The sequence below is a fragment of the Paenibacillus sp. MY03 genome (genome assembly GCF_002165585.1).
Classification (GTDB): Bacteria; Bacillota; Bacilli; order Paenibacillales; family Paenibacillaceae; genus Pristimantibacillus; species Pristimantibacillus agaridevorans.
Map to the genome: position 1 here is coordinate 1 of NZ_MXQD01000015.1, position 18,790 is coordinate 18,790.

Annotated in this window: 9 protein-coding genes and 1 tRNA gene; 3 read left to right on the forward strand and 7 right to left on the reverse strand. The window is 52.0% G+C overall.

Annotated features, from left to right (window positions below; translation table 11 throughout):
- Positions 1-111: 111 nt before the first annotated feature.
- Positions 112-243: a hypothetical protein gene (locus B1748_RS37540; RefSeq protein WP_256975718.1), complete on the reverse strand. Its 132-nt coding sequence runs from the start codon at positions 241-243 to the stop codon at positions 112-114.
- A 175-nt stretch (positions 244-418) separates the two neighbouring features.
- On the opposite strand from B1748_RS37540, the gene B1748_RS16625 reads away from it, so the two are divergent.
- Positions 419-1,372, forward strand: a complete 954-nt coding sequence (locus B1748_RS16625) for a helix-turn-helix transcriptional regulator (RefSeq protein WP_087569060.1) — start codon at positions 419-421, stop codon at positions 1,370-1,372.
- On the opposite strand, the gene B1748_RS16630 is transcribed toward B1748_RS16625, so the two are convergent.
- Complete coding sequence (locus tag B1748_RS16630; RefSeq protein ID WP_087569061.1) at positions 1,356-2,651, reverse strand: MFS transporter; 1,296 nt, start codon at positions 2,649-2,651, stop codon at positions 1,356-1,358. The genes B1748_RS16625 and B1748_RS16630 overlap by 17 nt on opposite strands.
- A gap of 181 nt (positions 2,652-2,832) precedes the next feature.
- On the opposite strand from B1748_RS16630, the gene B1748_RS16635 reads away from it, so the two are divergent.
- Positions 2,833-2,906 (forward strand) — tRNA-Pro (locus B1748_RS16635).
- Positions 2,907-3,004: 98 nt separating this feature from the next.
- Here the strand turns inward: B1748_RS16635 and B1748_RS16640 are convergent.
- Positions 3,005-3,913, reverse strand: a complete 909-nt coding sequence (locus B1748_RS16640; protein WP_087569062.1) for an AraC family transcriptional regulator — start codon at positions 3,911-3,913, stop codon at positions 3,005-3,007.
- A 126-nt stretch (positions 3,914-4,039) separates the two neighbouring features.
- On the opposite strand from B1748_RS16640, the gene B1748_RS16645 reads away from it, so the two are divergent.
- Positions 4,040-4,990 (forward strand): phytanoyl-CoA dioxygenase family protein, encoded by a 951-nt coding sequence (locus B1748_RS16645; RefSeq protein ID WP_087569063.1) that lies wholly within the window; start codon positions 4,040-4,042, stop codon positions 4,988-4,990.
- 133 nt (positions 4,991-5,123) lie between these two features.
- On the opposite strand, the gene B1748_RS16650 is transcribed toward B1748_RS16645, so the two are convergent.
- The 4 genes from B1748_RS16650 to B1748_RS16665 form a co-directional block, all read right to left on the reverse strand.
- Complete coding sequence (locus tag B1748_RS16650) at positions 5,124-6,158, reverse strand: LacI family DNA-binding transcriptional regulator (RefSeq protein ID WP_087569064.1); 1,035 nt, start codon at positions 6,156-6,158, stop codon at positions 5,124-5,126.
- A 35-nt stretch (positions 6,159-6,193) separates the two neighbouring features.
- The gene (locus B1748_RS16655) at positions 6,194-8,821 is read right to left on the reverse strand and encodes an alpha-L-rhamnosidase (protein ID WP_087569065.1); all 2,628 of its coding nucleotides are present in this window, start codon (positions 8,819-8,821) and stop codon (positions 6,194-6,196) included.
- Positions 8,822-8,916: 95 nt separating this feature from the next.
- Positions 8,917-12,621 carry a hypothetical protein gene (locus tag B1748_RS16660; RefSeq protein WP_087569066.1) on the reverse strand — a complete coding sequence of 1,235 codons (3,705 nt, stop codon included), beginning with the start codon at positions 12,619-12,621 and terminating at the stop codon, positions 8,917-8,919.
- A 102-nt stretch (positions 12,622-12,723) separates the two neighbouring features.
- Positions 12,724-18,693 (reverse strand): S-layer homology domain-containing protein, encoded by a 5,970-nt coding sequence (locus tag B1748_RS16665; protein ID WP_087569067.1) that lies wholly within the window; start codon positions 18,691-18,693, stop codon positions 12,724-12,726.
- Between the last annotated feature and the right edge of the window lie 97 nt (positions 18,694-18,790).

Sequence of the window (18,790 nt, forward strand, 5' to 3'; positions counted from 1 at the left end):
CGCAATAGCCCGAGAAAGTCGGGCTACTGGCGCAAAGCTCCCGCGCGCATCAAAAAGGGGAGCCTTCGCCCCCTTTTTATACAAACGTTCCTCTACCGCGTCATTAATCTCCTAGTAAAACGGTCCCGCCGACGTCGAACATCCCGGGAATCCGTTGATGTCTTGAACAGTATGGAATGGGTACTGTTTCGCGGCATATTGGTTCTGACCGATGAGCATCATCGCCTTCTGATACCATGGCACGGGCTGCACACCTCCTCGCACCCTCGTATGTCGCGACACTCTCAAGGAAACTTGGCCCTCGCCCGATTCGGATTACCATGACGGCCCTCGTACAGAACGGGAGCCGCTTCCCTACTCTTATGCTAAAATAGAACTCATAGAATAACGGCTTAATTCAGCGGGAGGAACATACGCCATGTCACAATCGTCCGATATCTCCTATACGACCGATGAGCTTGCGAAGCTGCTCAAAATATCCAAGCTGACCGTCTACGACCTGATCAAAAAGGGCGAGCTCCCCTCCTACCGCGTCGGCAAACAAATGAGAGTAGACGCTGCCGACCTGGAGGCGTACAAGCGTCGGAACCGAATGATCCCGGAGGGTCCTCTCGGTCAGCGGCAACAGCCCGCCTCGCACGATGCCCCAAGCTCCCCGTCAATTCCCCGCTCCATCGTGATTACGGGGCAAGACATCAGTCTGGACGTTCTCGCCAGACATTTGGAAACGGAGCTGCCGGAATATCGGATGCTTCGGTCGCACATGGGGAGCATGGACAGCCTGATCCGCATGTACAAAGGCGAAGCCGACCTTGTCAGCACCCACCTCTTGGACGGAGACAGCGGCGAATACAACGTGCCTTACATTCGTCGCCTTCTCGTCGGCATGCCTTATCTCGTCGTCAATCTGCTGACACGCAGCGCGGGACTGTTCGTCGCGGAGGACAATCCGCACTGCATCGCAGGCTGGTCCGACCTGGCTCGTCCCGGCCTGCGCATCGCGAACCGGGAGCAGGGCGCCGGCGCCCGCGTGCTGCTCGACGAGCAGCTTCGCTTGCGCGGCATTCCCCAAGAGAGCTTGCCAGGCTACGGGGAGACGGTTACGAATCACCTGTCCGTTGCGGCCAAAGTCGCCTCCGGAGAAGCCGACGTCGGCGTCGGGACGGCCAAAGCCGCCTCCATCGTGCAAGGCGTCAGCTTCATTCCGCTCATTCAGGAGCGCTACGATCTGGTCATGCTGAAGAAGCCGGAGAACAAGCTCTGGATAGAGTCCGTTCTCGGCATTCTGCGTTCGGACGGTTTTAAGCGGGAACTTCGCTCGATTGCCAACTACGATTTGAGCCGCACCGGCGAGATCATGGCGGAGGCTTGACGCCTCCGCCAGGCGCATGCAGGATCGCGGATCCCTGACCCGGCTCCGGCACCCGCGTAAGAATGGCTCCACCGATCAGGAACAGGACGACAAGGCTGAACACGCCTGTACTGGTATTGCCCGTAGCTTGCGCCGTCAGGCCGACGAGCAAAGGTCCCAGGATCGAGGCGAACTTATCGAAAATATTATAAAAGCCGAAGAAGCGGTTCGCATTTTGTTTGGGCACCATTCTGGCGAAGTAGGATCGGCTCAAGGCTTGAATGCCTCCTTGCGAGGTAGCGACCAGCATGGCGAGAATCCAGAAATCGAACGCCGTCTTCATGAAGTAGGCGTAAATGCACACGAGGATGTACACGACGATGCCTGCGTAAAGCATCAGCTTGCTCCCGAATCGGTCGGCAAGGCGCCCGTATAACATTGCGAACGGAGCTGCTACAACCTGCGTCACGAACAAAATAATAAGCAAATCGGTCGCCTCGATACCCAAATCGGAGCCGTAGGCGCTGGACATCGTAATAATCGTGCCTACCCCGTCGATATAGAAGAAGTACGCCAGCAGGAACAGAAACAGCGCTCGGTATCGTTTAATTTCCTTCAGCGTGCCCCACAGCCTGCCGAAGCTGTTCGCGATAATGCGGGGCTCCCGTTTCATGAAGTGTTTTTGCCGGACATGCCGCAGCATGGGCAGCGTGAACGCACCCCACCAGACTGCCGTGATGAAGAACGCAATCTGGCTGGCCGCCGTCACCGACAGCGGAAGCACCTCTTGCTGAGCCAGAAGAATGATCGCAATGCTGACGATAAAAGGGATCGTGCTCCCGATATAACCAAGCGCAAACCCCCTCGTTGACACCTTGTTCATCCGTTCGTCATCGCTCACGTCGACCAGGAAGGCGTCATAAAACACATTCGATCCTGCGGAGCCGATCATAATAAAGACATAACAAATCAGCAGCAGCTGCCAATGGTCGTTTGGTATGAAGGTCAGCAGCGCCGTAGAGATGACGCCCAGCAGGCTGAAGCCGGCGAAGAAGGTTTTTTTGAACCCTTGGTAGTCGGCAATGGTCCCTAAGATGGGTCCCAGAAGGGCGAGAATGAGCGTGGAGATTGCGATCGCATACCCCAAGTACGCGGTAGAATCCGCTCCGCTAATGCCGGATTGCTCGGCAGCCGCCTTGTAGAACAGCGGGAATACGGCAGTCGATATAATGACGGAGTAAGCGGAATGCCCCCAGTCATACCACATCCAACTGCGTTCTTCCTTCGAAAACGACTTCATGGGCTTGGCCTCCCGTAAAAAACCGAATGCCTTTATTGTATAGGAAATGCAGGCTGCCCGGAGACAAGAACAAAAACTTAACATTTGGGACGATTTACTAAGCAGGCTCTTGCCAGCAAGGAAAACGAGTAGTATAATTTCAAGTAATCAGCGTTTAAGAAAACGCTGTCTATTTTAGCGTCGGGGTATGGCGCAGCCTGGTAGCGCGCACCCTTGGGGTGGGTGAGGTCGCACGTTCGAATCGTGTTACTCCGATCATAGTAGTCGATGCGGGAACCCGTATCGGAACAGAAGACCGCTCTCTACTGTATTTTTATATACAGTGGGGAGCGGTCTTTTTCGTAGGGATCCTCTTAGATCATCCTGCTTCGCTTCCGGAAGCGGCCCGGCGATAAGCCCGTCATGTGAGTGAACCACTTTGTAAAAGCATGAATAGAGCCGGCCTGAACATGGTCCGCGATCTCAAGGAGAGTATCGTTCGTGCTTACAAGCAGCTGCTTTACAAGCTCTATTTTACGTTGCATGAAGTAGTTATAAGGTGTTCGGCCTGTATGTTCGCGAAATAGACGAGACGCATGATCAGGGTGATAAGCGGTATATTGGCTTAACCATTGCCTGTCGTAGCGCTCTCTCACCCGTTGATCCAGTTGATCAGCTATAGCAAGCACAACGGGATTAGTTGTCTCAAGCGACAACTCGGACGCTTCGCCTGTTTTCTTCATCGCAATGAGCAGCTCGATTACATAAGCCCGCAGTTGCAATGGAGCAAAGGCTTCATTGGCGCCATAGACACGGACAAGTCTTTCGAAATAAGGAAGGAACACTTGTCTGGACAACTTCTGATAATCTTGAATAAAGAGCGTCTCCGAAAGGTTGTCGCCAATGCAAATACGGTTGTCCATGCGGGTGTATTCTTGTCCCTTCACGAAAGAAATGTGCGGCATTATGCGGCGATCGACTGGAACGAGCTCGGAGCTCCAGTTGAAATGAAGGCCGTACAGAGAAAAGGGCTCCGCTTCATCCGCGATGATGGAATGTACAACGTTAGGTCCGTAATAGAATAAATCTCCGCTGCAGGCCTCATATGCGTTCCCTTGAATGCATACGAGGCCTTTTCCCGATGCAACAAACAAGAACTGATAATCTTCGATGACACGCGGCCCGAAGCTGTCGCCGGCATGACAGTTCAAGTAGTTTGCATAAGATACGACGGGGGAAACCATATGCCACGGAATTCGGGCCGGATTGGGCTTGTCAGGCATTGGACATAGCTCCTCATTATATCGATAATCGTTAAATATAAGTCTGCACGATCTAAATACTTCTGTAAATACTGTATTTATACTAAAAGCTATAGATCGATATTTGATAAATAAGGAGGATTAGCTATGTCTCAGTCGCTTTCCAATCCCGACCACAAACCAGTAACGCGAACGTTCAAGGACTCTACAACACTCCTACAGGATGCCGAAGCGTTAAGGGATAGAGCGCAGAAAGATGGATATCTTTTCTTTAAAGGATTATTCCCTCGCGAGCTCATTCTGGAAGTGAGGCGCCAGCTTCTGACCATCCTGGATGCTAATGGACTATTGGATCGGAGCCATCCGCTTTTGTCAGGCGCTGCGAACCAGGCCGCTGTCGACAGTCTGAGCGAAGAAGAGGCGAATTGGAATGGCGTCGGAGTCCCGCTTCACATCTATAAGGAAGTGCAGCGTCTCGAAGCGTTCCATGGGCTGGCACATGAAGCGAAGCTGCTGTCTATATTCACGACGCTGTTCGGCGAGCGTGCCATTGCGCATCCCCGCAATATCGGCAGGCTGATGCTTCCTCACAAGATGGCGTATCCGACGCCGTCCCATCAGGATTTCATCCACATTCAGGGAAGCTATGAGACTTGGACCACTTGGGTGCCTCTCGGCGACGTCCCCGGAACACTTGGAGGCTTGACGATTCTGGAAGGAAGTCACCGTGCGGGACTGCTTGGGGTAACAGCGAATTCCGGCGCCGGAGGACTGGAATCCATTCTTTGCGGACTCGGATGCGAATGGGCCGGAGGGGACTATGAAGCGGGCGATGTCATTGCCTTCAACAGCCTGACCGTCCATAAAGCGCTTCGCAATCAAACGCCTGGTCGGATAAGGCTCTCTTGCGATTTACGATTTCAGCCTGCAAGCGAGCCTATTGAAGCCTTGTCCCTGCTGCCGCATGGACCCTATACGTGGGATGAGCTGTATATGGGCTGGGAACGCAAGGATCTGCAATATTACTGGACGGATGAGAAGCTGCAGCAAGTTTCATTTGACGAATCCATAAGATGGCAGAAGGATAAAATTTGCTGAGACCCCTACCGCGCTGCCAAGAGCGCGAGAGAGCCTCTGATTGGATTCAGGGGCTCTCTCGGTTAGCTTCAACTGGCAGTCTTCAACAATGGGTTGCCGGTTTGCCCCGGCTGTCTGCCCTTCCTCCATATTCTCATACCGGCATTGCAACTCGCGCGCACGTTCCCCCCAATATGAGTTCCGGTTTCAGCTTTTTTTGCATCATATGTTTTTTTTCAGGCTCGGAAATGGTCTTCAACATGAATTGAGCGGATCGCGTGCCCAAATCCTCAAAGGAAGCGTCAATGTATGTGAGGGGCATCGGCAGCAAGTCGGCCCAGCCGTTTTTGATCACGGAAATGACGGAAAGATCCGTTGGGATAGACAGATTCAAATGATCCGTTGCCTTTTTTATACCCAATACAATTAAATCGTCGGCGGTCACGAATGCAGTCGGACGATCGTCTTTGGACAAAACATGTAATGTGGCTTCATAAGCTGATTTCAAAGTGAGATCGATGTGCATTTCGCTTAAGTTTCCTATAGGCATGCTTGCTTCTCGGTAAGCCTCTTCAGCTCCCTTGCGAATATCTACCGCTAGCGTCATAGATGAAGGTGCGTTGAGTAGACATATTTTGCGATGACCGAGCTCTAGCATCCTTTGAACCGCAAGGTAGGCTGCCTTGACGTTGTCTACATCCACGTAGTTGATTTGCTCAAGCTCCAACCCCGGCCGACCGATGATCACAAACGGAATTTTTGCGGCAAGCAATTCCATCACGTCCTCGTTATTCACGGATGGACAAGTTAGGATCAACCCGCCGACTCGCTTCTCGCGATACAGTTTTTTAAACAACTCGCTATAATTGCGATCATCCGGCGACGTAAACAATTGAAGCACAAAGTCCTGCTTTGCATAATAATGGCATATTGTAGCGGATATCGTGGAGAAGAACATATTCTGCCTCACTTGTTCCACGTCGAAAGGCATGAACAAACCGACGGTTTTGACCGTTTTAATCGCCAAATTGCGAGCTACCGCGTTAGGATGATAATCGAGCAACGCAATTGCCTTTTGGACTTCCAAGACTGTCTCGGGTTTTACGAGCGGCAAGTTGTTGATGACCCGTGAAACCGTTTGTCTGGATACACCAGCCAACTTTGCTACATCGTTTATTGTACTGGACATGAATCATGCTCCTTAAGCTGCTGATATTTCAGAGTTTATCTGCTTGCGAATGCGTAACGGCCTGCTTCGGTTTCATAAACCCGAAATCCGTTTTCGTCTTTGATATATTGAATGCCGCAGGCCTGATCAGCCGGCAGCCCATTTTCCGTTATTTGCCCTGCGGGCAATATAGGAACGTAAACCATCGCGCGCGATTGCATGGGGACATGCACCGTCAGTTCGAACGATATGTCCGCCGTACGGCTCCATGCAGCATGTACAGTCCCTTTTACCGTGTCCAGCGTGGCTTCGGCCGAAGTCAGGTCGCCAAGCGCGTGAGGCTTGAATTCCATTTCGGACCAACCGGCTGCGGTTTGCCGAATACCGGCTATGTACTCATAATACCATTGCACGATGGTCCCGAACATATAATGATTTCTCGAACGAGTGTTAACGTCCCAATATTCCCATAACGTGGTCGCTTCCTGCTCAAACCATAGCCCCATACTCGGATAAGCGATTTGTGTCGCTGCCCGATAAGCCGCCTCTCCATATCCCAATCGGGTCAAAGTCGGGTAAAAATACTTATGACCAATAATGCCTACATCGGCATGACCGCCCATTCGCCGTTCAAAATCTTCGAGCAAGCGGTTCTCGACCTGCCTCTCGACATTCGAGGGCACCAAAGAGAGTGCAAGCGGCAGTATATTTGACGTTTGCCGGTATCCCGCTTCCTGGTTCGTATGATAAAGTCCCTTCTCCCGATCGAGACATTCGCGGTTCAGTGCTTCGGCCGTTTCTTCGGCCAATTCCCCGTACCGCCCGCTATCTGCCGAAAATCCCAATAGGCCCGCAATGCCGGCCATCGTTCGCAGCACCAAAATGAGGTGGAACGATGAAGTAATTTGGCCGCCCTCCGGGGAACGTCCCTCCGAATAGCCGGGAGCCAACCAATCGCCCAAATCGCTGCTGGACATTCCTCCGTCAAGCAAGGCGATCTCATATTCGGTATACCTTTTCAAACTGCCGTAATGCTCCCGGAGCACCTGCATATCGTCATAGTACCAATATAAACGCCAGGCGATCAGGACGTAGGCGCTGCTCCATTCCGGCGCGTGAAAGTTACCCCACCCGCTGTCGGGAACCATAACGGGAATCGACCCGTCCGGCCGTTGGGAATCGCGCATGTCGATCAGCCATTTTTCCCAGAACAAGGCCATATCAAACTGAAAGGCAGCCGTTTCGGCAATCAGTTGGGCATCGCCGAGCCAGCCATTTTTCTCGTATTTGGGCGTATCGGTAATAATGCCGTGAAAATTGTTCAGCAGCGTCTTGCGGGTTGCCTCGTGAATCCGGTTAAACAGAAGATTGGAGCATTGAAAACGTCCCGTTGACCGCAAATCGGTATGCACGCGTTTGCCTGTCACATCTGAAAGTCCCATGTTGATTCCTTGCCCCGAAATCTCTACATACCGAAAACCCTTATAGCTGAATTTCGGCTCCCATTTTTCAGCCTGCCCGCTCGATTTCAAATAGTGATCCGTTTGTATTTCCGCCTCGATCGCAGTCTGACGGTTATCGACGCGGCCGGTTTCATCCAGCTTTTCGCCGTAAATAAATGAGACGGATTGTCCAGGTCTCCCGCCTCGAATAGTCGCTTCCACCCAACCCGCTATCGTGTCTCCCATATCGAAAACATAGTGGCCGTCCCCTAAAACGGCCATTTTTGCAGCATTCACATGCCCCGCGACTCGGATCGACGGCATCGACTGGGCCTCAAGCCGCGGCGATGGTGGCGGAACTATCTTCGGTTTACATGCATCCGCGGCACAAAAATCGACCTTATTCCAATCCGTCCGGTATTTTCTTGCGTCGTACCGCTCACCGGCAAATATGGAATCGGATACGGTCGGTCCATCCTCGATCAACTCCCAACGATCGTCCGTCTTGACGAGCAGATCGGATCCATCCATATATAGAATGACCAATTGGGCAATAAACCGGGGATTGTCGTTCCACTCGGCCCTATGCCAGTTCCAGACATTGGGTGTCCGCAATCCGTAGAACCCTCTGCCAAGCTCAATGCCGACACAGTTTTTACCCGCCAACAGCTGCGGCCCGATATCATAGACATGATATAAATTTCGCTTATTATAAACGGTAAACGCCGGTTCCAACTTGTGGTCCCCGACTTTGCCGCCATTCAGATAAGCTTCGCAATAACCGGCCGCGCTTATATACAGCCTGGCTTGTTTGAGGGGCTTTTCAACTTGGAACTCCCTGCGGAAAAGCGGCGCATGTTCGCCGTCGGACGAGAGCCACGCACCGGACCAATCCTCCGGATGCAGGAATCCCGTCTCCCACCAAGCGATTGGGCTCCATGAGGAAATACGGTCCTCTTCGTCCCATACACATACTTTCCAGTAATAACGGGTAGCGGACCGCAATTTTTCTCCCTCGTAGTCGATACAAACACAGCGGCCGCTCTCGCATTTCCCGGAGTCCCATACATCCCCGAACCCGGAGTCCAGATTCTCTTCAAACATGGAAACCAGAATGCGATAAGCGGATTGACGCTGCCCTCGCCGCATGGACTCGTTTATCCAGCCAAGCCGGGGATTGGACTTGTCTATGCCCAATGGATTATTTGCGTATTCGGTTGTCAGCGAACTTACCTTAATCATATGAACAACTTCCTTTCTTACATGAGAACAAGTGCCGAGAGGAAAGTTCTCGGCACTTGCCCGTCGGGTTACAGCCACTTCTCTCAATTGTGAGTCTATTTAAATTCCACAGTAACCGTCGCACCGGCAGTATGAGAATAACTGAACTGTCTTCCCGCACCGTTAGCCGTTGAGGAAACCAATGATCCATTTACATAAACCTGGTTGGATCCGATCGCACCGGTTGTCTTATAAGTGACCGAGCCGGCAACCGTAGAACTTGCCGTAAATTCCAGTTCCGAACTGCTGTTAGCCGTAACCACAATATTCGACTTGGCGCCGGAAACCGGCGTAACTTGCAAAGGGTAAGGGGATAATGTCCCCTGCGTTCCCGATACCACAAATGGTGCCGGCAAGATTGAAGCCGCAGCGCTCTCTGCTTCAATATAATTTTTGTAAGCTGTATGAAAATCGCCGGCATTATAGGCTGTATTTCCTGCGGTCAACTTTGTTGAAGCCAGCGCGTCTCCAGGAAGAAGCGTGAACGAATTTTTTAAACGAACAGCGTCACGCTCTGCCGCAATCGTCAAATTCTTTCTGCGTTGATTGACTAATGTAGCAATGCGAATCGGGTCCCCGGAAAAAGCGCTCACTTTATCGTTAAAGGCGGCGAAGCTTGGGTTGTAATACGGACTGGATATGCTCATGACATTGTAAAGCGTTACATACCTGAGGCCCAGCATAAATGAGCCGGCCGTATTTTTGTCATAGTCGCCCAGCGGCAATCCGCTGTGCTCTTGGTTCAAGTTGGCGGTTCGCCCGACATTGCTGATGATTCGCTGCGCAAGGGAGTAGTCGTGACTCAGAAAGTAACTTTCGATCCCGGTTGCCGCTTCGTTTACAACCGCAGCCTCATAACCGGAATGATAAATATCAAATAACGGATACGTCGGATGAGTCGGATTTTGCGTGAACAGATTATGTTTGACCCCATCTGTCGCGTAGGCAATCGTGTTGTTGTCAATCTTCGTGACCGGTTTATAGAGACCCCTATTGATGTTGCCGTAGATAAACTGGTTGTAGTTATTCAAATTGGTCTGCCACCACTGTTTCATCGTATCCCAGTTGCCGGCGTACGGGTCCAGGGTCACGCCGTCCGCACTGGCTTGCGCGACGGCATCCGGTCCGAAATCGCCGGAACCTCGTACGCGCATATTCCCGCTGTTGACGGAAGCATACCCAAGCGTCGGATCCGAATCCGTGTCCATCTGATAGGCCCAGTAAGCCGGTTCGTTGTCGCCCGATACGCTCAGCAACAGGTTGTCCTGATTACTGTTCGCCAAATCGAGTATGTTCTTGTTTAATTGATCCGTGCTTAATCCAAGCCGATCCTTCTTGAATCGGTTCAAGGTTCCTGAAGCGGGGCTCGTAAATCCGCCGTTATTGAATGTAAGCCATGAGGTACTGCTCCAGATATTCGGAATTGTCCTTCCATAATGCGAATCCGTTGCGTAATTCAACGACTGCGTCAGCAAATTCATGTTCGGATCGCTGTAATGATCCGTGCCGCTGAACAGGATCTGATCATAGAGGATGGAATTGTACGGGCTGTTCGGCGTCCCGCCCCAAGTCGAGTTCAGATAAAGATTGACGGGAATTCCGGCGCTTTTTGCTACTCCCATAATATAATCGATATCGGTTTGCACGTTTAACGTGTCTTTGGCATACCATTCTTCTAACGAAAAACCCGGTTTTATTGAATTGCCTCCAAGATAATTGTCGGTGCGGGTAATTACATTATTCTTAATGACATCGACCTGTTCCGGAAAACGCTGAGTTGCGGAATTCTCGCTGGCACGGCCGAGCAAGGGCGAGAAATACATGGGAACATCGTACCTCGCCGCATAGGTGTCGAAGCCGGCATAGTTCCACATTTTATCGATGTATGCATGATTAACCGAACCGGGCAATTGATTGACAACTTTGACCGAAATCGAGCTTCCGGCGTACAACTGCGGCAAATCCACAAAATGCGTAAGCGCGCCGATTCCGCGATCATACAGATTTCGTGTCTTGAACAGCGGGTTGTGGGAACTTTTGAAAGACAGCGTCTGTCCGCTTTGCATCGAACGGTTCGTATACAAAGCGCCGCGCTTGTAAGTGCTCGTCGGATAAAAACCCAGCACGAATCGTTTGGACGAATCGAACGCTTTTACAGTTGTCAATTCAAAATAGTAGGTTCTTCCTGGATAGACAAGCACTTTTTGCGGAAACACGAAGGTAGCCCAGTCATACCCGCCCGGCACCTCGTCGGGGGAAAGAACGGCTTGCCCGATAACATCCGTATTCCAAGGCTGCGTAGCCAGGTAAGAGCTGTCGCTTGTCGTCGGCGTATCGTAAAGCGTCAACACCAAGGCATTATCCGCCGGAATCGAACCCGCCTTCTCCACTTGCAGGGCGATGGCCTGCAGTTCAGTCGTGTTTCCAACGGCAAAGGTTTGACCGGGAGGCGTCGAGTTGTCGACATCAAGCGCCGTAAACCCGCTGCCGGTCGACAATTGATCGGTACCTCCGACTTGTTGCCCGCCAACCTGTATATCGTACGAGGTAGGAATATTCGGGCCGGTTTTGAAGGATAACGTTTTTCCGCTTACCGAGGATCCGCCCGAGTAGAGCGTGCCGCCCGCATAGGAACTGGCGTCGTAACCGTAAAGAATGTACCGGTTATTCCTATCAAACGGCTTGCTCGTCGTAAACTCCATGTAATACTGGTTGCCCGGAAGCACGCCGACATCCTCGGCAAAGTTGAAAATCTCCCATGCGTAACCGCCTTGAACGGATTGAGCCAACAAAGTGCTTTGAGCAAGCTGTTGATGCTTATAGGGAGAATCCCACAAGGTCAATGTCAAATTCATGCTTGCGGAGGTCTGGACAAGTCCGACTTTCTCAATCTGAACCGCAATAGAAGGAATGTAAGTCGTGTTCGGTCCGGTCGTAAACGTTTGACCGGTCACGTTTACATCAATGGGTATGCCGCCGCTGCCCGAACCCGTCTGATCCGGATTATTTAACACCTTACGATAATTCGCCGAACCGACTGGATGGATCTCTCGGATCGCGAGCGTTCCATAACGACTCGAGTTGTTGGCCATGTTGACGCTAAACCAATCTCCCGCATTGCTGCCGGTATTTCGGTAATTATAAGTCTCGGCTATTTTTCCGATGCTTTCATTGTAAGTACCCGTTCCACCACCATTAGATGAAAGCCCATGGCTCGTTTCGCTACCGCTATTGCCAAAATCAACCGTATCCAGCACGCCGGCAATCGGGTCCGTCACGGCAGCCGTATAGATCCAATGATTGTTTGGCGCCGACGCGTCGCTGTAATTATTTACGATTTCATATTGAATCAGATGATTGCCATCTTTGGTCGGGGTCCAGGTCCAAGTCAAATATCTTAAACTCCAAGCCTGGCCTGATGCGTTCACCGCCATATTGAATCCGCCCCCTGGCGGGGTAATTTGCTGCGAGCTGATGTAATCGCCGTCAATATAGAGTTTCACGGTAACGTTCTGACCGGCGGGTGTAGGCGAATTCCCGTTATTCCCGATCTGCGTGGTTATGGTCATGGATGTTCCGACCGTACCGGTTCCAGACTTCACGACCGTCGTATCTACCGAGGATACTGTCGTATTAACGAATAATTCGATGCCGCTCGCCATAGCTTCACTCTTGCTCGCCGGGTAGACAAAGGATGTGAGGATTAGAACCGCAATCATAACAACTGTCCATGATTTGACTAACAACCTGGATCCTTTCATCATCGAACCTCCTTAAGCTTTGTCATTTAGGGTGGGACGGATGCCCCGACTCAGGCTGCTTTACCAGAGTCGGAGCACAACGTCCCATATGGCATTTCCCGTTTAGGAGCCGATCGTCAATTCGTTAAATGTAACGGAAACGATGCCTCCCCAATCAAATGCGGTTTCAGCAATGACCAGTTTCACATACGCGGTTTTTTTCTGTTGGACAAATGAAGTGAAATCCAGTTCAGTTATGCCACCTGTAAGATCTCCTACAAATTCATTTGCGTTCTCTGCGCTGTCACCGACATATACGCTGATTTTGGAACCGAATACGCCCGCTCTGACCGCGATCTCGCTCTTCAGACTCAGAAACGCGTCGCCCGCGCTATCCAGTTTGTATATAACGGTGGCTTGCTCATGTATGGGCCACGTATTGTCAGGACCGCCCTGCCCCTTATAAAACCCGCGAATCGCCGGAACGAATACGCCTCCGGCCGCTTCCACGTTACCGTAAATCGCCTTATCTGCGATGACGACAACCTCGTCCGTCGGAACTTTGTACGTTTCGTTAGCCTCTAGCGTGCGGCACACCGATTCGTTCGAACAGGAAGTCACCTGATCAAACCGGCTTTCGTAGATCGTTCGGACATCGGCAACCGTCAACGCCAATTTCCGTTCAATCACGGTTTCGCCTTGCGTCGCCCTAACAGTCAATTCGGTTGTTCCCGCAGTCACTCCGGTAACGATGCCTTCATCCGAAACGGTGGCCACCGATACGTCGCTGCTGGCCATATCGATCTTGAGCAGCTGCAAGTTCATTTCCACCGCTTGGTCGTTGTAGGCTTTGATGGCAATGGCGATCGTATCGTTCGCGCCGATCACATTCTTGTCAAGAACGGCTTCCAATTCGGAGAGCTTGTTGGAAGCAATCTCCAAAGCCAGCTTATTGGACTTGACGACATTGCCTCCGATTGAAACATAGGCTTGAACGGTCGTTGTTCCCGGTTGTTTCAGCTTCAAACCGCCTCCGGACGCTTCCGCCAGATCGGAATCGCCTATGATATAGGCGATCCTGGCATCCTTCAAGTACACAGGGTCGCCATTGCTATACCTGGCTTCGATCGTAAGCGGAATGGACTGCCCGGCGAACAGCGTACCGTCAGGAAGGCTGATCACGGCGGAATCGAGTTCGCGTAATTCCGCTTTCTTTTTGATTTTGACATCATTCAAGCTAGCCCACGTGTCATTGGAAGCTGTTCGAAGCTCGACCTTAACGTAAACCGTTGTCAGCCCCGCCACATCATCCGTCAATCGAATTGCGCGGGTGAGGGTGAAATTGCCTTCTTCTCCGCCGGGCTCGATTCCGCCGACTTCAGTCCACTCCGTCAAGTCGTCGCTGATCGACCATTTGACGCTTTGCGGGTCCGGATTCCCCATGATCGCCCTGCCGCTGTATTCGATCGCCAGCTCGGACATTGGCGTTCCGCTGTTGATCCTCCATACGATGCTGCCGACTTCGGATATATGATCCGGTCTGACCACTTTGTCCGCATAATTGGCATCCAAAGGCACAGTGCGGACGTTGTCAACGGAAAATGCGCGTTCCATCCAATCTCCATCCGCAAGCTCGAACGTTTCGGCGACAAGCGTATCGTACACTTCGGCGATTTTAAGTGCTCTGACAGGACTGCCCTCATACGTGTACGGACTATAAGTGACCGTAACCTGATCCCCGATTTCGAAGCCCAAGTCGTCCAGATCGGCAGTCAGAATGCCGCTCCCCGTCGCTTTAGGCGAATCAAGCACCGCATCCGCCCCAATTTCGAACTCGTGTAGTCCATCCAATTCAATCGCGGCATTGCTCGACACTCCCCGAATGGAGATCGGCCGAATGTCCGTAACGGTGCCGAAAATCTGGCCATAATAAGCACGAACATGGACGGCCTCGTTATTCTCGTTCGTCGTGATCCTGAGCAATTCCCCATCGTTCAATATCTCGATTGGCACCTCTTCAAGTTCGCCGTCCTCCGCACCGGCCGCTCCTCTTTCGATAACGGCGTCATCCGCAAGCTTCAGCTCTACGAAGTTGACGTATTCTCCGATTTCCGGGTCTTGCGATTCCAAATAAATGTATCCTTTTGGCGTCGGCTTGTTTAAATTCTTGTTCTTGCTGACAAAGGCAGCTTCAAAAGACTCGGGATACCGCTTCTCGCTTTCGGCAAACACCGTCAGTATAAATACCGCTTTTCCTCCGACAGCCAGAACTGCCCCGGAATCTCCCGCCGTCGTCGTTTGAACCGTATAGATGCCGCCATCATCGGAAACGGCTTTGTAATATTGTCCGTTCACGAGACCGGACAACGTAACTGTCGCATCCCGTACAACCTCAGCCTTCAATGAGAATCGCGTTTCTTCATCGGCTTCGTAGAGGACAATATCGGCGATGCGCTGACTGCCCCCGAGATCGATTTCAATCGGGAACTTGCCGAGCTTTCCTCCCCCCTTAACCGTATATTTTGCCGGCAAGGTCTCGGAAAGCTCGCGGATTAGCCGATCGTATGCTGTCCGATACTTCCCCGCGCGGTAGAGAGCCGTTATGGATTGGTAAGTGTCATTTTCGCCGGATTTGATCCGATACGCATTCATAAGCCGCTCGACATCCGCCCGGTAGCTGATCCATAAATTCCGAAGGCGCATCTGATCGACCGTGTAGACGGTACCATCCGAATGTCCGGTTTGTTTATCCCACGGCAGAAACGCTTCGAATGCCCAGATGGAGGTCCAACTGTACAAACTGGACGGCAACCCCGGAGAAAACAACCTCAGCTCGACATAAGCAACATCCGCATCGCGATCGATATGATCGCTAACCTCCACCACTTCCGAGTTGAAATTTTTCAAAGTCGCCGCCAGCGTTAAATCGCCTTCCTCCGGTCCGGCCCAAACTTCGACCCGGTTATCGGCATTCAGCGAACTCAGTGCTCGTCCTTCCACTTTCACGGTCAGACCGGAAGCGAACGAATCGCCATCGTTGTCCAGTCGGAAGGTCAGACGGCCGCCATCGACGTTCCCATTATCGGGAGTCGCTACATATTTTTCGACCAACACTTCTCGCTGTACGCCTTCGACACCGACGAGCATTGCATTTACGGTCAACGAATCCACAGCTTTGAAATCATATTTTCCAAATGGCTTGTCGTATGCGGGTACAGCGACCAGTTCTGCGCGTTGGCCGTCATAATCGTCAATCAACTGGCGATCGCCCGCATGATAGTTGTACACGTTCACATAGTCGGCTCCGTACATGTACGCTTGTTTCAGCGTATGCATGTCGGTGAGACTGCCTCGTTCCGCATTTACGTCCGCGTATTTGCCTCGAGCGACGATATAGTCCAGATAGCGGGCATCCAGCTCCCCGGCCCACTCCGCCCCGAAACGGATGTCATTCACCATATGCGTTTCCCAATGCGCCCTCTTCTCGTCCCAATCGGGATAGTTTGGCGTGGGGAACATATGCGTGTACGCATTCTCCATCAACTGGCTGTCGGGATAGATGATCTGCCCCTGATCGACGACGATGGCATTGTAACCGTAGCCTTCCGCAATGGCGCCGGAAAGCGTGCCGATATAAGTCGTAAGATTGCCCGACATCCACAACTTTTCCTCCTGGGACAAGCCATCCTCAGGATTCAAGGCAACGCCGTCGGCAGCCGCGGCAGCTATGGTGTCCGGCCCAAAGTCTCCACCGGCTTCCGGCGACGCATTAAAAGCAAAATAAGGCCAATATAATGGTTCGTTTTCGGTAAAAATGACGACAGGCGGCAGCGAACTTCCACTCGCTTTCATTGCAGCCGTCTTGCCGGAAATAAAGCTGGCAACTCCCTTGACCTTGTCGGCGCGCACTTGGTTGTAGTGCGCGTTGTTCATCGTCAGCCACGGCGTATTGGACCATATATTCGGCGTGGTCAATTTCCAGTTGCCTCTGCCGTCGATGTTGAGCGGGTCGTAAACGATCTGATTGTAAGGTATATCCGTCCAGCGACCGCCCTTGCCGTCAGGTCCGCTCGGCGTGCCTCCCCACCAGGAATTGATGCTGAGATGGATCGGGATGTCGGCATCGCTTGATAAGCGCATTAAATATTCCAGACGACGCTCCAGTTCTTTTTCGCTCCATTGCATGTAAAGAATTTCGAACCCCAGAGCAGGCTTGTACATATCCATTCCGGCATATTCATCCTTGATATCCCGAACAAGCTGCAGATCCGTCTCATAGTCGTCCCATTTGAGCACCGGCTGGAGCAATCCGACGGTCATCTGCCGGCCGATCTCTTCGTTCTCGAGCAAACGGTCAAATCGACTGTACGCCCATAGCCGGCCGAAGTGAACGCGCGCATCCCCATAATTCCGAAGCTCTACCTCGATTTTGCCCGCGCTTCCGGCAACGGAAGCGGGCACTTCAATAAAATAATGATTGGGACCTTCCGAAGCTTCCTCGTACGTCCTGAAATACACTTCTTCGCCATTGACCAGAACGGTATAGGCCAATAGCTCATCGGAACGGGTATGAATTTCCTCCAACTCCAGTGTGACTTCACGACCGGGATAAGGATGATCCATTTCAAAAGAGATACTCGATTCCGCTTCTTCTAGATATCGAACGGTGTATGTGTCCGCCAGCTCTCCGACTTTGGTGTCGATTTCATCGATTCCCGAGTTGCCTTGCACAATTAAATTTGCATGTTGTTCATCGTTCGTTTGTCCAAAAGCAAAATGGATGACTCGTTCCTGCAGTGCAGGAACGCCCGGCCCGTTCCCGGAGCCTGGGTTGCCTTCATTCTCCGACTCGGAAACCGTTGTTCCGCCAGAGAACGAGACCCCGTCCGCAACCAAGACCCGGCTGGGCGATTTCTCAAACTTTACGCCGTCAGCCCGTATGTCCGCCTCAACAACCTCCCCGTCTCCCGTCACATCTGCCTTCCCCTCGGCAATAAAGCGATCAATTCGGACGCCGGGAGACAAGTTTATTTTCGCCGAAGCTCCGTTTTTTGTAACAAGCAGTTGGGCGATCGTGCCTCCCAGGATTTGAACCGTCAACCCTTCCGACTGAATAATGACCGATTCGAAGGTTCCGTCCAGCTTCACACCCGAGTACAAATGCGTTACTGCGATGACCGACCCATCTTCGGAAATGATACGAACCCGTTGGTCCGGTTTATTGACAACGAGGGAGGCCAGAATGGAACGTATCAAATAAATGCCGTTCTCGCCGCCGCCTTCCATGTAAACGGTCCCTTTGACCGTAACGCCGTCAAGCGTCACATCGCCATCCCCGATGCCCGCGGCAAGGTAGAGATTTCCGTTAATCGTCATATTTCGCAAAGTAACGTCCTCGGTGTTCACTACCAGATTACCGTCGATATTTTCGGAGAAAACGCCGGCTGCATTCACCAAGCGACCCATCAACCGATCGGATATCGTCAAAGCCTCGGCTCGGGTCAACAGCGATGCAGGCGCGAAATGGCCAGAGGGCAATCCTGTAATCGCTTTCAGTTCTAATAATGCACTTATAGCTTCTGTCGCCCAGCCTGAGATTGTATCGGCATCCTTGAACTTAAGGTAAGCTTGCTTGTCCGATGCCTTCGCGCGAAACGCCTTGGCCAGAACAACCGCGGCTTCCTGTCTGCTGATCGGGCTTAACGGCCGAAACTTGCCGTCGCCATCCCCTTGTATGATGCCTGCTCCTATTGCCTTCAGCAAGTCCTCGCGGTACCAGGCTTGCGAGGGAACATCGGCGAGCTCCGCTTCCGGTTTCTCCGTAAACTTGAAGATTCGATTAAGCAAAGCAATGAATTCTGCGCGTCCTATGGGCCGGTTTGGTTGGAATGTACCGTCGGCATAACCGTTAATCAAGCCGTAGTCTTTCCAACTTCTTATTGTGGCCGCCGCCCAATGGGCGTCCTCTGTACGTTGGGTTTCAACCAAAGTCGGCTTCGCTATTGCATCTTCTGCAAAAGCAGTGGATACTGTCGTCCATCCTATTGCTAAGGCTAGCACGCATGAGACGAGGCGTTTGCTTCTTGTAGCCATACTTCACGCTCCTTAAGTGATCAGGTACAAACGGAACAATTTTTTATCTCAGTTGCAACGGTCCATTTTTATCAATGAACCGTTGCATCTGCTGCTT

Bases quoted from the DNA above. Each gene is read 5' to 3' on its own strand.
- B1748_RS16625 (WP_087569060.1), top strand. From the start codon at position 419: ATGTCACAATCGTCCGATATCTCCTATACGACCGATGAGCTTGCGAAG.
- B1748_RS16630 (WP_087569061.1), bottom strand. From the start codon at position 2,651: ATGAAGTCGTTTTCGAAGGAAGAACGCAGTTGGATGTGGTATGACTGG.
- B1748_RS16640 (WP_087569062.1), bottom strand. From the start codon at position 3,913: ATGCCTGACAAGCCCAATCCGGCCCGAATTCCGTGGCATATGGTTTCC.
- B1748_RS16645 (WP_087569063.1), top strand. From the start codon at position 4,040: ATGTCTCAGTCGCTTTCCAATCCCGACCACAAACCAGTAACGCGAACG.
- B1748_RS16650 (WP_087569064.1), bottom strand. From the start codon at position 6,158: ATGTCCAGTACAATAAACGATGTAGCAAAGTTGGCTGGTGTATCCAGA.
- B1748_RS16655 (WP_087569065.1), bottom strand. From the start codon at position 8,821: ATGATTAAGGTAAGTTCGCTGACAACCGAATACGCAAATAATCCATTG.
- B1748_RS16660 (WP_087569066.1), bottom strand. From the start codon at position 12,621: ATGAAAGGATCCAGGTTGTTAGTCAAATCATGGACAGTTGTTATGATT.
- B1748_RS16665 (WP_087569067.1), bottom strand. From the start codon at position 18,693: ATGGCTACAAGAAGCAAACGCCTCGTCTCATGCGTGCTAGCCTTAGCA.